16 protein-coding genes are annotated in these 17,064 nt (G+C 42.4%); 10 read left to right on the top strand and 6 right to left on the bottom strand.

Annotated features, from left to right (window positions below; genetic code table 11):
• Nucleotides 1-2 precede the first annotated feature (2 nt).
• The 10 genes from FAZ15_RS03150 (at nt 3) to FAZ15_RS03110 (ending at nt 7,374) form a co-directional block, all read left to right on the top strand.
• Nucleotides 3-620 carry a DUF1016 N-terminal domain-containing protein gene (locus FAZ15_RS03150; protein ID WP_136899836.1) on the top strand — a complete coding sequence of 206 codons (618 nt, stop codon included), beginning with the start codon at nt 3-5 and terminating at the stop codon, nt 618-620.
• A gap of 165 nt (nt 621-785) precedes the next feature.
• Nucleotides 786-1,436, top strand: a complete 651-nt coding sequence (locus tag FAZ15_RS03145; protein ID WP_136899835.1) for a hypothetical protein — start codon at nt 786-788, stop codon at nt 1,434-1,436.
• Between the two features lie 474 nt (nt 1,437-1,910).
• Nucleotides 1,911-2,399 carry a DUF1016 N-terminal domain-containing protein gene (locus FAZ15_RS03140; protein ID WP_136899834.1) on the top strand — a complete coding sequence of 163 codons (489 nt, stop codon included), beginning with the start codon at nt 1,911-1,913 and terminating at the stop codon, nt 2,397-2,399.
• Nucleotides 2,344-2,628 carry a hypothetical protein gene (locus FAZ15_RS03135; RefSeq protein WP_202912303.1) on the top strand — a complete coding sequence of 95 codons (285 nt, stop codon included), beginning with the start codon at nt 2,344-2,346 and terminating at the stop codon, nt 2,626-2,628. The genes FAZ15_RS03140 and FAZ15_RS03135 overlap by 56 nt, the downstream gene beginning before the upstream one ends.
• 354 nt (nt 2,629-2,982) lie before the next feature.
• The gene (locus tag FAZ15_RS03130) at nt 2,983-3,999 is read left to right on the top strand and encodes an energy transducer TonB (RefSeq protein ID WP_238387135.1); all 1,017 of its coding nucleotides are present in this window, start codon (nt 2,983-2,985) and stop codon (nt 3,997-3,999) included.
• A gap of 118 nt (nt 4,000-4,117) precedes the next feature.
• A complete protein-coding gene (locus FAZ15_RS22800; protein WP_238387134.1) occupies nt 4,118-4,537 on the top strand; it encodes a KilA-N domain-containing protein in 420 nt (139 codons plus the stop codon).
• Entirely contained in the window at nt 4,431-4,940 is a 510-nt protein-coding gene (locus tag FAZ15_RS22795; protein WP_238387133.1) for a KilA-N domain-containing protein, read from the top strand. The genes FAZ15_RS22800 and FAZ15_RS22795 overlap by 107 nt, the downstream gene beginning before the upstream one ends.
• Before the next feature lie 515 nt (nt 4,941-5,455).
• Nucleotides 5,456-5,992, top strand: coding sequence for a hypothetical protein (locus tag FAZ15_RS03120; protein WP_136899832.1), 537 nt, complete (start codon nt 5,456-5,458; stop codon nt 5,990-5,992).
• A gap of 123 nt (nt 5,993-6,115) precedes the next feature.
• On the top strand, nt 6,116-6,328 hold the full coding sequence (locus FAZ15_RS03115; protein WP_136899831.1) for a hypothetical protein: 213 nt from the start codon (nt 6,116-6,118) through the stop codon (nt 6,326-6,328).
• 35 nt (nt 6,329-6,363) lie between these two features.
• Nucleotides 6,364-7,374 (top strand): hypothetical protein, encoded by a 1,011-nt coding sequence (locus FAZ15_RS03110; RefSeq protein ID WP_136899830.1) that lies wholly within the window; start codon nt 6,364-6,366, stop codon nt 7,372-7,374.
• A 163-nt stretch (nt 7,375-7,537) separates the two neighbouring features.
• Here the strand turns inward: FAZ15_RS03110 and FAZ15_RS22425 are convergent, their stop codons facing one another.
• Genes FAZ15_RS22425 through FAZ15_RS03085 form a run of 6 tightly spaced genes read right to left on the bottom strand, consistent with a single transcriptional unit; the run spans nt 7,538 to nt 17,059 of the window.
• Nucleotides 7,538-7,708: a hypothetical protein gene (locus tag FAZ15_RS22425; RefSeq protein ID WP_162304858.1), complete on the bottom strand. Its 171-nt coding sequence runs from the start codon at nt 7,706-7,708 to the stop codon at nt 7,538-7,540.
• A 26-nt stretch (nt 7,709-7,734) separates the two neighbouring features.
• Complete coding sequence (locus FAZ15_RS03105; protein ID WP_136899829.1) at nt 7,735-8,598, bottom strand: alpha/beta hydrolase; 864 nt, start codon at nt 8,596-8,598, stop codon at nt 7,735-7,737.
• A 23-nt stretch (nt 8,599-8,621) separates the two neighbouring features.
• Complete coding sequence (locus tag FAZ15_RS03100) at nt 8,622-11,399, bottom strand: family 78 glycoside hydrolase catalytic domain (protein ID WP_136899828.1); 2,778 nt, start codon at nt 11,397-11,399, stop codon at nt 8,622-8,624.
• A 16-nt stretch (nt 11,400-11,415) separates the two neighbouring features.
• Nucleotides 11,416-13,701 carry a family 20 glycosylhydrolase gene (locus FAZ15_RS03095; RefSeq protein ID WP_136899827.1) on the bottom strand — a complete coding sequence of 762 codons (2,286 nt, stop codon included), beginning with the start codon at nt 13,699-13,701 and terminating at the stop codon, nt 11,416-11,418.
• Between the two features lie 59 nt (nt 13,702-13,760).
• Entirely contained in the window at nt 13,761-15,236 is a 1,476-nt protein-coding gene (locus tag FAZ15_RS03090; RefSeq protein ID WP_136899826.1) for a phosphodiester glycosidase family protein, read from the bottom strand.
• A gap of 35 nt (nt 15,237-15,271) precedes the next feature.
• A complete protein-coding gene (locus FAZ15_RS03085) occupies nt 15,272-17,059 on the bottom strand; it encodes a DUF4998 domain-containing protein (RefSeq protein ID WP_136899825.1) in 1,788 nt (595 codons plus the stop codon).
• Nucleotides 17,060-17,064: the final 5 nt, after the last annotated feature.

Below are 17,064 nucleotides of genomic sequence, written 5' to 3'. Positions count from 1 at the left end.
CAATGGAAACAGAGAACACCTATATACAGTTACTTACCGAACTAAAACAGAAAATTCGGCAGGCGCAACAGCGCGTTGCATTATCTGTAAATACAGAGATGCTAGTTCTCTACTGGTCTATTGGAATAGATATTTCTATCAAGATTAAAGAAGCAAGTTGGGGTGCAAAGATTATTGACCAAATTTCCAAAGACCTAAGAAATGAGTTTCCAGATAGTAAGGGTTTTTCTGTTCGTAACCTAAAGTATATGCGGGCATTCGCAGATGCCTATCCTGATTTTTTGCATGAAGACGTTTCTAAATCTGAAAAAGCAATTGTGCAACCGCCGGTTGCACAATTGCAAAGCACAGATAATCAACAGCATAAATTTGCGCAAGGTGCACTTGCACAAGTTAATCATCCAATTTTGCAACCATTGGTTGCACTAATAGCGTGGACACATCATACCATCATACTGGACAAGATCAAATCTGCTGACGATAGATTATTTTACATACGTAAGACCGCAGAAAATGGCTGGACTAAAAGTGTGTTGACTTTTCAAATAGAAAGCCGCGGCTGGAAAAAGTGGCGGAATTTACTGTGCAACATAATGCATCTGTACATATGCCTCGTATAGGATGTGGTCTTGCTGGTGGTACCTGGGACCAGATCGAGCCGTTAATACAATCCTGTCTAAGCGAAAAGGATATCGCGGTGATTGTTTACGATTTTTGAAGTCGCAAATTGTATTTTAGATTTGAAATTATTAACTTGTCGATTAACCGAGTTATTACTTTCTATTATGGAAAAAATTATCGATACGCTTAAACAATTGGCACAGCAGTTATTTGGCGATGAAACGACTACGAAACCGAAAGACAAAAAACAGGATGACACACATTCCAGTAACAAAACTCATTTAAACGGCAACAGTTTGCATACGGGCGGTTCCATAGCGAAAATGATCATTGGTCTATCTTCTGAATTTTCCGACAATAAGGATGTAATCTATTCTAAAGGTTCGAATAACAAGCCAGAGAAAGTTACTCGTATAGCATTACAAAAAAAAGAAACCTATCCCGTGTGCCTATGGCAGCTGTATTTCTGGGATACAGACCTATTTACAGAGCTGATCGAAAAGAATTCCCGATTAGAGCTTATTAAAAAAGACAGCCTAAAAGAGACGGCATCAAATGCAGAAATCTTGCTCCTTAGCAGTGGTGGGGACGATTTCTCGGTAAACAATATTCTTGCAGATCTCGATCTGTCTAACAAATATGTGGTAATCCTTTCTAACTTTGACGAAAAACGTGTACGGGAGCGTATAAAGTACCGAATCGATCTGTGTCCTTCAAAATTTGATATCATGAATAAAAAGTCCTTTGATAAATTTATCGACTACGTGATAGAACTAGCCACGGATGACGACGTGAAAAGTACTCACAAAGCTTAAACGACAGCAAATTATTCTTCTTCATCAACACGTTTTCTGTGTCGAATACCTATGGACTGCTTCGGCTAAAGTGGCTATTGGTTATGGTTAGCCTGTGCAGTTGTTAAGTTTTTGTTAATTCCGCCGGGTGCTGTAATATTCTGCCAGATGCTGCCGTTTATATAGTATTCATAATTTAGGTTAATAATTGGTTAGGTTAGAAATCCTGAAGCTCCCCGCTTCAGGATTTTTTTATGTGATCTTGCGTAAAAACAAAGTGTCCTTCCTACTCAATTATTTATTTAATATTTTGTTGCACACAAATTTGCGTTATGCCACGCTATGATGAGAACGAGGATAAAATAAAGGTTTCGGTGCTTGACCAGATCAAACTGTTCTTGTAGACGAGGATGTTGTTTAGTAGTAGTAGTTTTTTACGAACAAAGACTTTAGCAACTAATATTTTTAGTATATTTATATCGTAAAAAATACGATATGGAAGTCGAAAAGCTATATGCCGAAATACTCGAAGCTGCAGTAACCGAAATACAGACTGCTCGCATAAATATTGCCCGAAAGGTGAATGAGGCCGGAATCGGTATGTATTGGAATCTGGGCAAATTGCTTAGTGAAAAGAAAATCGAAAAAGGCCATGGTGCCGGTGTAGTAAAAAGGTTGTCGGCTGATCTTAAGTTAAAGTTCCCAGATATCGGTGTTTCACCCCGTAACCTATGGCACATGAAACGCTTCTATGAGCGCTATTGCCATGTTGATCCAAAACTGCAACGCTGCGTTGCAGTTTTGCCGTGGAGGCATAACCTACTATTGATAGAGAAAGTCACGGATGATAAGGAAGCGTTGTACTATGCTGAGAAAGCCATTCAGCTTGGCTGGACGAGAGATATACTTCTAAATTACATAAAAGCCGATGCCTTCATTGATCACAGTGGTCTTTGGACAAGATGTAGTCAACAACACCACTAAAACTGTCACGCAATCCGGCGTAGGTCTCGGATCCATTATCGGCGTAGTCACCTCGTGGGATCGTAATAAGTCCATCTTGTGGGCAATACTGCACGGTATATTCGGATGGTTTTATGTGATATACTTTGCGTTTACAAGAGAAAGCTACGACAAGCAGAATAAAGACCAGCAGCAGTCGCATCTATTTAAGATTAATTATGATAAAGATCAAACCGATAAAAATACATAATGAAAGCAAACAAGGTGTTCAGCCAACTATCGAAGGGTGTGTTAAGCTTTTGTTAATTCCGGCAGGTCGTGTAATATTCCACCACATGCTGCCGCTTATATAGTATTCATAATTTAGGTTAATAATTGGTTAGGTTAGAAACTCCTGAAGCTCCCCGCTTCAGGAGTTTTTTATACCAGTGCAGCTTTTTCATATCCAAAATCAAGATCTCTTTTACTGATTCTATTTTCAGTCATTTTTTCTATATTAGTATTATTATTGACTAAGAGCATTACAAATTATTAACCTAACTAATAAACTTTATAAATTATGATTTTAGATCATTTAAGCCCTAAAACTATATTTAGATACTTAATGGCATTTGCATTCTCCGTGTTATCCTATTCTAGCGCAACTTCATCTACGAAACAGCACCCTTTGGTGGGTAATTGGATAAAGGTAAATACAAAATATCTAGATGGTGCGGCGCTCGAAGAACAGCACCCTATGAAGTATTCTTTCTTAAAATATAGTTTTAAACCTGGAGGAAAAGCTGCAATAGTTACCGACTTTCTTAGCGAGGGAAGTTTCCATCCCTACGACTTGAAAAATAGCACGCTCGAAATTTCTACAACTTATGGTGCTAAAGTAAAACTCAAGATTGCATATCTTACAAAGGATAGTTTACTGGTAATCCAAGAAGGGCCATTGGGCCGTAATGATCCCGGATCACTGTCGATAACTTTTGTGCGGAACGATCATCTGCAAAAAATATCTGAATGGGGAGCGACAGATTACATATCCACTAAATCCAAAGATACCATATATAAAGCCAGCCATAAAATATACCCTGTATTCTCAAATCCAGATGGATTTAAGAATTCTTTGCAGAAAAACATGAAATCCTTTGAAAAGTATATGCTTTCCTCAGCTAAGGATAAGGGATTGTTTTTCGCAACGTTTGTTGTTACAAAATCAGGAGCTATCGAAAACATAAAGATTATTCAGGGTATGGATGAACAGTTTAATAAAGAATTTATAGCAGCTTGTAAGAAAACCGAAAAAAAGTGGACCCCGGCCTATTACAATAATAAACCTGTGGATTCTCAGGTAACACTAGAAATCAATTTCGATTTTTTAACCCAATTCCTTAGCGATCAAAGTTATATCTACTATGCGATGCGGCAACTTGAAAAGGGAAATTTTGAAAATGCGATAACGTATTTCGACAAAATGCTTTCACTCAATCCAAAGAATGAAAAGGCTCTAATATTTCGAGGTGAGTGCTATCTTAAACTAAATGACCCACAGACTGCCTGCGAAGATTTTCGAATACTCAAAAACCTTGGGTTTGATTCGGGAGAAGCATTATTGCAAAAATATTGCAAATAGTTAAATAACAAAAGTTGATAAAAAACTCGCCAAAGGTTTTGAATCAGGCGGTGTTAGTCTTGGGGATGAGGTGGATGTGTTTTTGCGGAGCTAAGCCATACTTAGTACCGCCTCGCTTATGAGTAAGAGTAGGACACTTCAGGTAAAAGAATCAAAGACATTGGTTATCATTCAAAATGAAACCGATTTTATAAATTTGACCGATATGACATCTTCGTTTCGTGAAGGCAGTGGATTGATCGGAAAATGGATCACTAATAAAAACACCCTTGAATATCTTGGTGTATGGGAAAAGATCAACAATCTTAATTTCAATTACCCCGAATTCGGGGTAATTGAACAAGAAGCTGGAACAAACAGATTCATTATGTCTGTGGGGCAATGGATTAAAAGAACGAGTGCAACCGGAATGATTGTCAAATCGGGACGATATGGTGGAACTTTTGCACATCAAGGATATCGCCTTCCATTTTGCAATGTGGTTAAGTCCAGAATTCCAAATATATCTGGTCAAAGAGTTCCAACGTCTGAAAAATGAGGAAAACGACCGTCTCAAATTAAATTGGAGCCTACAACGGACATTGGCTAAAGTTAACTATCATATCCATACCGATGCTATCAAAGAAAACCTGATACCCCGAGAGGTAACCAAACGACAAGCTGGAATCGTCTATGCTACAGAAGCCGATCTTCTAAATGTAGCGCTATTTGGATTCACCGCTAGGGAATGGCGAGAAACCAATCCTGACAAGAAAGGTAATGTACGGGAAGATGCTACATTAGAACAACTGGTCGTACTGACCAATCTGGAAAGTATCAATGCGTTACTGATTCGGCAAGGATTATCACAGAGCGATCGCCTTATGGAACTGAATAAGGTGGCTATTACGCAGATGACGTCATTGTTGAACAGTAATGCGGTTAAGAGGTTGAAGAGGTAGATGTAGATTGTTAAGTTTTTGTTAATTCGACCAGCTGCTGTAATAATCTGCCAAATGCTGCCGTTTATATAGTATTCATAATTTAGGTTAATAATTGGTTAGGTTAAAAATCCTGAAGCTCCCCGCTTCAGGATTTTTTTTGAAAAGGATAATGGCATTCTTTAGTTTATTAAACAAAAAAGCTTACTTTAGAAGTGTATTATGATGTTGGTACTGTATAGATTTATTTAATGAATTATTAGCCTATAAAAATTAAACTATGTTTTCAGTTGGAATACTTTTCATTTACGTTGTATGAGCAGGACTTATTGCCATAGTACTGTATGGTCTGTATAGACTGCTGTCTGCGCTATTAGATCAATATCTCGTTGCCAAGCGTGATCATACGGCCGCACTACTACGGGAGCAAAATATGGTTCCAAAAGAAATTGCAAACGGCTTAAAAGCTAAAGGAGAAAACAACATTACTCCTTCAGAAATACGCTAGAAGGAGTACAAAATATAAATTATAATAAATGAAGAATACATTTTCAGTATTAACTATTTCAGCATTCCTGAGTTTTTTTGCGCCGGATCAAATAAAAGCTCAGGAAATATCTTGCGAGGATCTCAGAAAAATAGAGATTAATGCTTCTAACCGGGAAGCTATCACTACGAAATATCAAAATGCTATCTACGAGTGTGCGGGAATTACCCGTGCAGACAGTATTGCTCTTCTATCGATAGAACTAAGCACTGTAGCTAAACATGGCCCTGCTTCCAATAATCCATCAAAGACAATAGGTGATCTAATTAGAGAACTCCAATTGATGAAAACCGAACCGGAGTATGAAGATATAAAAGAACTTTCAGTCTTTATTTTTGAACATATAAACAAAATAATAGATATAAAGGATAAGCCAAATGCGGTCAAACCACTAACTATGCTGGCGAGTGTAGAGGATGAAAATACGGATGCTACTCAATTGGTGAACTACATCTTCTCTCCTGCTTGTAAAGGATTAACCTATCAAGAAGGATATCAGAAATTTTTAAAGCTGTATAAAAAGTAAATATAGTGGATAACACCACGGCAAACCATAAACTAGAACAAATTACCAATAGGTAAAACGGAATCAATCATATATAGCCTCGTAAAGGTCGAGAAATAAATTTAAACGAATATCAAATTAAATATGAACAACTTAGGCGTCAACGTAAAGCTTAACGGCGATCAAATAACAAAAGCTGGATTCGACAACGAGAATTTTGTCTTAACTGCAATGGTAACATTTGTACATAGAAAAGATGGTAGTAATGCCTTCGCATTCGATGTGGGTGGTCTAGATTCTGAAGCGAATAAGCACGTAGATTGGTTAAACGTAAAATTGAATACTACTATAAACTAAAAGAGGAATTAAAGGAGCATATAGATAGGTAAAACATGCATCACAAACGCTTTATTTTAGTCCTTTTGCTATTGCTATCTAAATGGTGCCATGCTCAAACGGATTGCGACGAGCTATTTGCCAAAACTTTTGATACCGATTCACTTAATCCGGAAAAACTTGACAGTCTTATCAATGATTTTGGTCAGCTTCGTCATTGTGGTTTGGATAGTTTGGCTTTTGAGATATCAACAGGGTACTCTATGTTTGGCTTATTTATAATCCCTCCTATTGACAAACCCTATCACAAGGTGACATATAGGGAGGTGTTCAATATGATTCAAGACTATAGAAATAGCCCAGATTATCCTCATATAGTCGACATACATAAAGCTACTCAAGAGTTAAAGAAAAGACAGGTAAATCTAGAGAACTGGGCACAGGACCGAAAGATCCTAGAAAAGATACCCTTAAAAAGTTCGGAATTAGATGCCTATCATCAATTCCTTACGGCAAACGACTTTCAGGATCTTACATATTACGAAGCGTGGATTGCTTTTAAAAGCGAACAAAAGATCGAAGAGTCAGAACCTATCGTCGTGCAAAAAAAACCGTTCTTTGTGGATGAGTCCGTGGGAACTAGTCTACATAATGTCTTCGAGCGGGCAAAAGAAGAGAAAAAGGAAATTGTTTTCTACTTCACAGGATGGGCGAACATTAGTTCTCGAAAGCTTGAATACAAATTATTTAAGGAGGATTGGGTTGGATCTCAAATTAACGAAAGATTTCTTTTTGTCCCTCTTTATATAGACGATGCAGAGCTTCTTTCGGAATTAGATCTCAACGAGGAACTGGATATTAGATTTTCGGAAAACGCGAAATTCAATGGACAGAAAAATCATAACTTTCAGAAGCATTATTTACACGAAAAAGCCGAGATCCCATCGTTTGCTATAATAGATTATGAAGGAAAGCTTATTAGGTACATAGAGAAAGATATTAATAAGAAAAGTTTTTTTGATTTTTTGGGTATTAGCCAGGTGCCGTCAAGTAGTAAATCAGATTGAACTATTCATGGAGACGAGGTAGTAACGTAACAAAAGTATGATATTAAAAAGTTTGGCAAACTGTTTGCAATATAATTAATTCATAATTTAGGTTAATAATTGGTTAGGTTAAAAATCCTGAAGCTCCCCGCTTCAGGATTTTTTTAGTTAAACTACGTTGTTATTACATAACGGATTTTTCCAGATATGCTTTCAAATCCTCATCCTGCATATGAATAACATCATTCTCTACATAGAAAAAAATATATTCATCAATGAATTGAGCTTTCGAGGATACGTAATCACCATCTTTATTAAAGAGCTTATCGTTGAGTGACTCCGTTGAGACATTCACCGTTCCAAAAGTTCATCAACAAGTAATTATTGCTGACTGACCCAGGCTAAACAAATCGCGAACCAATCCTTAAAAGCTGGATAGCTAAGATAACCATGTTCCCCTCTACTGTAAAGGTGTAGGTCGGCTGGTACACCATTCTTTCTTAGGGCCTCATAAAATAAGGTCGCATTGGATACCGGTACGAGGCTGTCATCGGCCGCATGTGTCAAGAATGTCGGAGGGGTGTGTGGCGTTACGCGGCCTTCATTGGAAAACTGCTCTAGGTGCTTTTTATAATCCGCGGCACTCTCGGGCCCGATTAGGCTATTTCTTGACCCAACATGCGTGATCCCGTCTTTAAAACTAATCACAGGATAGACCAATACCATAAAGTTCGGACGCAGGCTGGTGTTCTTTTTATTTTCTATATAGGACTGGTCAAAGTGTGTACCTGTAGTAGAGGCGAGGTGACCTCCTGCAGAAAAGCCCATGATGCCAATTTTACTCGGATCGATTCCCCATTTTTCTGCATTTTCCCGAACGGTCTTAATGGCTTGCTGTGCGTCTTGCAGTGGTCCCTTCCACTTGTCAATCATCGTCTTGCTGTCTGGTAGACGGTATTTCAAGACAAATGCGGTAATACCTGCTGCGTTGTAAGCCTTCGCTACATCCGTTCCTTCCCTGTCGCTTACCAGACCCTGATACCCCCCACCGGGACAGACGATCACAGCGATACCGTTTGATGTGCCTGGAGGGGGTAAAAAAGCAGTTAGGGTTGGCGCGCTTTGTTCGACATTTTTCGCATTGGGGACTTTCCCCGCATACAGGGGCATTTCCTCTTGGCTAAAGACACTGCTGGATCCGATTAGGAGCAACAGTGTCATGATATAGGTTGATACTTTTGGCATAATACTAAATATAGGATTAAATTTTAGAAACTGTACTCCCCTGATCCGACTTCGTATACCGCATAGCCTGGTTCTTTCCGGAGGAATGTGATGTCTTTATTGACTCTTTCAAGCTTTTTACCTTTGGAAGAAAAGCCTTTTCCCTCGAGAGGTAGCCATATTTCGGCACGGCAGTTCGCCGGGATCTGTACGTCTAGTTTGAAACCGTTGTCTTCAATTTGCCAGCTGCTGCTAATGTCGCCGCGAACCGATTGGTAACTTCCTTTTGCCCAGGTGAGATCTCCTGCGGGCTGTGGCTTGATGATGATCTTTTGAAACGCTGCCCCAGCAGAATTTATGCCCAATAAAGAACGGTAGTACCACTCAACAATGGATCCAAACATGGGGTGATTCTGAGAATAGGTATTGTCTGAATAGGCCCATGTTTCCCAGAGGGTGGTAGCGCCGTTTGCGACCATATGTCCCCATCCCGGAAAGCCGCGCTGATTGGCAATACGGTAGGCCATTTCATTTTGATCTTGCCTTCTGAGCACATCAAACATCATTTTGGTTGCAAAAATTCCTGTCGATAGATGCCAGTCCTTGGCAGCAAATGCTTCTTCGAGCTTCGTAAAAACTTTCGGTTGCTGTTTTGTGTCAGGCATATCGTAATAGAGCGCAAAGATTTGGGCAGACTGTGTGCCGTTATCGTATTTTCCGGTCGTATCCGCGGCATACTTTTGATTGACAGCTGCCTTAATTGTTTCAGCGAGCTTTTTATAATCTGCCGCATCGCTGGATTTGCCCAATATTTCGGCAAATTCGGCAATCAATATGGCGTGATGGTAATAGAACAAAGCGGCAGTTAGGGCATCGGGTTTCGGACCGAGTGCTTCGTGGTCGCCGATGTCTTTATAAAAAAGATAGTCCGTGGTCTGGGTTTTCAAAAAATCCATCTGACTGCGGAAGGCGGGATATCCCTCTTCAATCACTTGCCTGTCGCCGTAAAAATCGTAGAGCTGCTTCAACATAAATGGATAAGCGAGTTGCCATCCCAAAGGACCTGTTCCACCACCCTGACCGTGATCGGCTATCCCTACATAGGGCGCCGTCTCTGTAAAACCACCATTGGCACGCTGATCATTCCTAAAATCCTGTATGGCTTTTTTATAGAAATTTGCCATATCGTAGTTATAGATAAAGGTTTCGGCCGTACCCACGATATCGCCTCCGTAGCCCAGCTTTTCGCGGGCAGGGCAATCGGACTGTACGCTGAACACATTGCTCAAAAACGTCCACTGGGCAATGTCGTTGATTTTATTAAACAACGGATTAGAACAGCTAAATGTTCCATTTTGCTCGAGATCTGCATTCATCCTCAACCCTTCTATAGCATCTAGCGTAGGTGTACCCGGCCAGCCGGTAACCTCTACATAACGGAAGCTGTGAAATGTAAAGCGTGGCGACCATATTTCTACCCCTGAACCTTTAAGGATGTAGCTGTCCTCCTGCCAGGCGATCTGCGGTGCACCGGGACCTCCATTGCCTCGTTTTATTTGTCCGGTGACGGCCGTCATAAAATTCAGCGAACCGTCTTTGTATACGTCTTCCCCATACTTCAGGGTGATCTGTTTTCCTGCAGGACCCTGCACCTTGATTCGCGCGACACCTGCAAAATTCTGTCCCATATCGAAAACAAAGGTTCCGGGTTTTACTTCTTTGACGCCTATGGGTTGCAGTACTTTTGTTATTCTGACGGGAGGTTGCATCTGAACCGATAGCTTGCCTGTTGGGCCTGTAGTCAAGACGGCTTTTTTCCAGCCGGCAAGTGTTTGTGCCGGACTGTTGGTATTCCAGTTGGCGACTTCTTTGGTCGCATCATAATGTTCCCCGAGATAGACACTGTTGCGGATGATCGGTCCCGGTGCTGTCATCCAGCTTTCATCGGTGATGATCTTTTCTGTGGTGCCATCTGTATAGGTGATGTGAATTTCGGCCTTTAAACATGGTCTGCCGGTTTCTTGTGCCCGCCGGATGTCGTGTGCGCCAAAGAGCCGCAACGGCAGTGGATTGTAAAACCCATTGCCTAGCATAACGCCCGTAGTATTGTTTCCTTTGCGGATGAGCGGGGTGACATCGTATACACTATATAATGCTTGCTTTCCTCTAGAAGTCCAGCCCGGATCGAGCACATGATCGCCCACTTTCTCCCCATTGATATAGGCTTCATAATAACCATGCCCGCTGATGTACAAACGTGCAGAGGCCGGCTTTTTACTCGCCCGGAATTGCTTCCTGAACAGGGGTGACGGATCTTCTTGGTAAAAATCCTCATCCTTTTCAAACTGTGGGCTTCCATCTCCGATCCATTGTGCTGTCCAATCGCCCGGGTTCAGCATCGCGGTTTCAAACCAGACCGGCTTACTCCAGGGAGAAGATATGCCATCCTGATTGTAAACTCTGATCCGCCAGTAATAGCGCTTAAATGATTTCAGTGGCTTTCCTGCATAGGTGACATGAAGACTTTGATCCGAGTTAATTTTGCCCGGTTGCCACATGTTGCCTTTGCCCGATTGTGCATCCTTCAAATTGTCGCTCACCAGAATCTCATAGGCTTGCTGCATTTGATTTCTTGCAGATGCTGCCAGTGTCCAACTAAAGCGCGGCGTAGCGGTTTCAAGTCCTAGTGGATTCGAGATATACTCGCAGCTGAGGATGCCCGGTTGTAGCGTTAAAGCGGTTTTTTGTGATTCTGCTGAAGCGGAAAACAGACTCGCTGTGGCCAGAAGCAATACGGCCGTGACTTTAAAAAATAGGTTCATTAAACTGTCTTAAAATTTATCTACTAAAATATAACTTGTCGAGGGCAATTTCCTGTCTTTTATTATTGTTCAACTGTGAAAAGACTTTTAATACATAGGCTTCACCGGCGTCAAAGTATTCGATTCTTATTTTATGAAAACCTTTGGCCAAAGGGACTGCTCCACTCCTCTCGATCGCACCGTGTCTGAAATCATTGTTGATGACGAGCTCGTTGTCAATAAACAGTTTCATGCCGTCATCTGCTAGCGCTGATAAGGTGTACACGCCAGCGGTATCCACATGGAGATAGCCATCATATACCACGCCAAAAACGTCGTGCTTATCTTTGAAGGGTTTCAGGTTTAGGCTTTTGGCTACACCCTCCCCGACAACTTTACTGGATTTCAACTGATCGACCGTATCAAAGGCACCGCTATACAATTTGTACTGGAGACCTTGCTCTGGACGAGTTACGGTACTGGCCGCTAGTGGAAGACGATTGTGGAAGACTGTTGTCGTCACCAGACTTCTCCGACCTTTCTCTGTGATCACAATTGTTTTGATCTCTCTTTTTTCATTGACTGGTACAAAGAAAGAAATAGGCTGGGTATACTTAAAATCCAAGTCGCCAGGTGTCAGACCATTTACCGTATAATAGATTTCTGATCCGGGTACGGGTTTGTGGAGTTCGAAGACAAAGCGCTCACCGATCATCACGGTATCGATCGCTCTGAAGGCTTCGGGAACCCTAAAATTAACACCTCTTTTTTCTAGTCTCCTCAAGTGGACAGGGAGGGTGTGGTTTGAAAATGCCGTATAGTCTTTGCGGTCAAGATTGGTCCATCCGATTTCGGACAACGCAAAAAGTCTTGGAAAAAGCATATACTGCAATTTTGCGGGGCTGCCGATCCACTCGGTCCAGACATTGGCTTGCACGCCGAGGATATATCGATGCTTTTCAGCAGGCAATTCTTGTGGGATCGGGTCATAGTGATAGGCCGCATGTAAGGGGGCATGTCCGCCGATATTGTAAGGCTCCTGAGGGGATCTACTTTGGGCAAAATCCAGATACAGGCCTTTTGTCTGTGGGACCATGATCACATCGTGATTCATAGTGGCTCCAGCTATTCCGCCTTCCTCGTTTCTCCAGCTCATCAGTGTGGCATCCGGCGCCAATCCGCCTTCTAAAATTTCATCCCATCCGATGATCCGTTTGCCTTTTGTATGCAGGAATTTCTCTATCCTTTTTATAAAATAACTCTGCAGGCCGTGTACGTCTTTCAAATCGTGCTCCTGCATGAGTTTTTGTGTGATCGGTGATTCTTGCCAAGGTGTTTTATTGGCTTCGTCTCCTCCAATGTGAATATACGGCCCGGGGAATAGGCTGGCTACCTCGGTGAATACATCTTCCAGAAAATTAAAAGTTTGCTCTGTGGGGGCGTAAATGATATTGTAAGACCAAGGATCTGCGGATTGGGCAGGCTGCGGTAGCTTATACTCGGGATAGGCACGCAGCGCCGCATAGGAGTGCGCCGGTATATCGATTTCTGGTATGACGGTGATGAACCTTTCGGCCGCATATTGGACAATTTCCCGAATTTGATCTTGTGTATAAAAGCCGCCGTAAGGTACGGTGTCCAGCAGTTCTCGCCGGCCGAAAATGACCTGGTCTTTTCTGAATGCACCTACAGAGGTGAGCTTAGGGTATTTTTTGATCTCTATACGCCAGCCCTGATCATCCGTCAGGTGCCAGTGAAACCGGTTGAGTTTATAAGCGGCCATCAGATCGATGACCGTTTTGACCTCTTCAAACGGGAGAAAGTGTCGGGCGACGTCGACCATCAATCCCCGGTAGCCAAACCTCGGTTGGTCGTTGATCTGTACCGCTGGTATAGCAAAAGACTGTGTATGCTCTAGCGGAAGCAATTGGGTAAAGGTATGGACAGCATACAGTAAGCCGGCATCACGACCTCGAATGACGACACGCTGAGCATCTACAGATAGTTGGTAAGCTTCCATAGGCAGCTCTCCTTCATTTGTTGTATGTAGAATGATGGCATTCTTTAGTTTGGTGGAGGATTTTACATATTTAATGGGGCCGTCGTAGCCCAAATGTTTCATTAAATGCGTAAGGAGGAAGTCTATCTTCTGGTCCTTTTTACCCTCTACATAGATTCGGGTATCTTGGGTAAAACGAAATTCGCCCGATGCAGCAATAATGTGGTTGGGGGCGGGAATAATACGAAGGGCTGGTTGATCTGTCTGCGCTTTAGCTAGTGAGCAGATAAGAACCAGCGAAAGCAAGATCTTAATAAGTTTCATTAATTTTTTTATGTGTGTTTAAAAAGCTGGGCTTAGTTGAATTTAGCCCGGCTTGTCTTCTAGTTTTTGAGACTTATCCCAAGGCCGTTGGCTACGGCTCTAGGACTGGCATCGGAATGTTTGTTGACAATGCCAAAGGCATTATTATTTTTGACGACCATGGTACTGGAACCTCCTCCATCGAGATTGATGGCTTCCTCTACGCCAATACTGAACATAATCTGAGCGAGTTCACTGTAGGTCATACCGACGGAATGACTACTTTGTCTGCCATCGATAACCAGTATGTATACGACACGGTCTTTTGTGTATCCTACGACTGTTCTGGGATGTTTTTCTAGGTCTTGAAAAGGCAGCATCTTACCTTGCGCGATCAACCTCACTCCCCCGCCGACCAAATCTTGCATATCAGCATGGTTGGCCACGGGCAGAGACGAAAATCCACCAATGGAAGGCGTGCCATCTTTTTTTATGGCGAAATACGTGATGCCTGGATTCTTAGCGGTGTTTTTGATCACATTCCCATTGACAAAAATCGGGCCCCAAGGCACACCTGATACAGGCTCCCAGTCAAAAAAATCGGCATTTGTCCCCGCTAAGATTGTCTCTCCGCTGTTGTGTCTAGCTTCTATCATAGCGCGTACCGTCTGTAATCCAAAATTGGTTCGATTGTTCGGCATAAGAGCCGAAATCTTTACCTTAGGATCTTTTAGGTCTGCTCGCAGAATATAGATGCTGAGTGGCTGCTTACTTCTGTTTTCGAAACGGACAGAAGCGTAGCTGACAGACTCGCTAAGTGCTGTAAACGAATGCGAGTAGACATGAGAGACCATGCCAGAACCACTGATAATCCGCCCTACCGAACTGGCATAATAGGTGGGTGGGGGAATGACCACGGTGCGGCTGGAAAATGTATCCAGCGAGGCTTTCTCCGGAAGATATCGTGTGAGATACTGTATAGCCGTATTGGGCTTGTAGTCTGGCAATACGCTTTTTCTGTCCGCTTTGTCTATACGGATTTTACGTTCTTCATTGTCAACCGTGGTATAGAAGAGATCGATACCAACTTCGGTTGTGGAGGAAGCTGCCCAATCTATGTAAGGCTCTTCGTTATAGAAAAAACCCAGCTCTCTAACGGTCCGGTTGGATAATGTTTCGATGTACTTCTCCCCATATACCTGGGTGCTGAGCACCAATCCCGAGGTTAGGTTCCGCTCATCGGTGGTAATGATCTCAAATGTATAGTTGCCCTCAGGCAGATGCTCTATGACTTGCTCTATGGTTTTATTCCTGTCTGTACCGATGTCTATTTTGATTGACTCTTGTCGTTTATTCCAGAAGACCTCGCATGCAGAGATACCTTCTGCAATCATGAAGGATAGCTTTACCTGATTTTGACCGGTTTTGATCGTTGCCCCTTTTGCATATTCTGGCAAGAGGGTCTCTAGCTCTTCTTGAATTTGCTCTTTGCCACACGTTACAAACGATAATGCTACGATGAAAAGGAGCAAACCCTTTCTTATGAATGTTACCATATATTTTGTTTTTTTATCTCATTGAGACGAATTGTCTATTTTTCCCAAGCGAATTCTACTGCATTATTTTCGTTGAACAGATTGGTGATGTTTACTGTACCTTCCCATCCTCTAGACACCGCGCCGTATGCTGTTGCACTGCCAAATGCCAACCGACCCGTAACATTGGTATACGTATTGCCGTGCAGGCGTACTTTGTCTGTGTCGATACCTAAGTTTGTTTTTAACAACGCTTTTTTAGCCGCCACTGTTCCAGAGGTCATCGTGGTACCTTCGGCAGCGGTCAGCAAATGATCGAAACCTGTGGGTGAATAGCCGTCGTGGTAAAACGTGAATGCATAAGGGGCGTTAGTAAACCTATTGGAGGTAAAAGAATAATTCGTTGCAAAGTGTTCGTCGCCGGGATTAACATCATTGAATAAAGGCATGGATATAAACCGGAAGTTGGCATTGGTCGGAAAATTAAGGTTGCGAAAGAATGTCGTGTTATTCACAACACCATAATCACACTTGTCCCTAAACCGGACAAAATCTCCCGTGCAGTCCTCCAAATGGGAGTCGACAATGCGGACATGCGTAGCACCGTAGGCATTGTATATCATGTGGGAGGCATGGTTGATCCCTATGCGGTAAAATTTACACCGTCTGTAGGTCACGTGCTCTGCTGTATAATGTGCACCTGTAGCACCGTAAACGACTCCGCGCATATCAGACCATGTACAGTCCTCAATCGTAATGTTTTTGGCAAGACCGGGCCGTCCAGCTGTTCCCAGGATCCGCAGTACATATTGCACGTTGCCATCACCTTTAAAGTTAAAATTCTTAACCACGATATTTTGTGTATCGCGAATCTGCATCATCACCGTTTTATTGCCCATTCCGGTCAAAGCCGTAAAGACCGTTCCTGTGCCAGAGCCTTCCAACAGTAACCTGTTTTGTGCATTTCCCATTTTGTCGATAATGAACGACTTTTCTGAATAAGCTCGGGCATAGTCGCCTACGACAAATTTTACCGTCACAGAGCCTTGCGCCAGCAGAGTTTGTATACCCTGCCAGAAAGCATCATCCAAGAAATCTGCTGCATTGACAGCACGCCCACCATCTCCGGTGCCTCTGCTGATCGGTGCCACGTATCGTGTATAAACTGATGTGGGTATTTCTTTTGTAATCTGTGGAATGATATTGGCTTCACGAAATAATGTATCGATAGAGCCCGGCTCTGGCACATGTAGCGATACAAACTTGATGGACGTATTTTCTTTATAGTCCGGTAATGGGCTGTAAATGTCTTGTTTGTTCATTTTGACAAGACGCGTGTTACCTTCTGTATCTGTATAGGTAACATGTAGGGCCACCTCATCCTTTGCGGCAATTCCCCAATCTATATACGCGTCTTCTCCGGCCATAAACGTCATATTCTTGACTTCACGGTTCTTTAGCGTGCTGATGTATGTGGTTCCATACACTTTGCCACTTACCACCACGGTAGATGAGTCGCCTTGTGCCCCATAACTTACGATCTCAAACTTATGGCTGCCTTCTGTTAAACCTTCAATGATGGTATGTATCGAGTCACTCGAGGGCTTACTGAGGTCAATCGTTTTGGATTGTTCTCTTTTGTTCCAGTATACTTTGTACTCCTGTATGTCTTTGTTATACGCAAAGGACAATTTCACCCTGTTGTGCCCCGCACTAGCTTTTGCCCCCTGAGCATACTCCGGCAATAGCGTGGCGTTTTCTGCGGCGATGTCTTCAACCTTGTTACAGGATATGACGCTCAGCATAAGCAGGATACACCCGCATAATTTAATTATATTGTTCATGTTTT

Origin of the sequence: Sphingobacterium olei (assembly GCF_005048855.1) — a bacterium.
GTDB classification, from domain to species: domain Bacteria; phylum Bacteroidota; class Bacteroidia; order Sphingobacteriales; family Sphingobacteriaceae; genus Sphingobacterium; species Sphingobacterium olei.
Note: the sequence above shows the minus strand (reverse complement) of the source record. Positions and strands in the feature narration are given on the sequence as shown.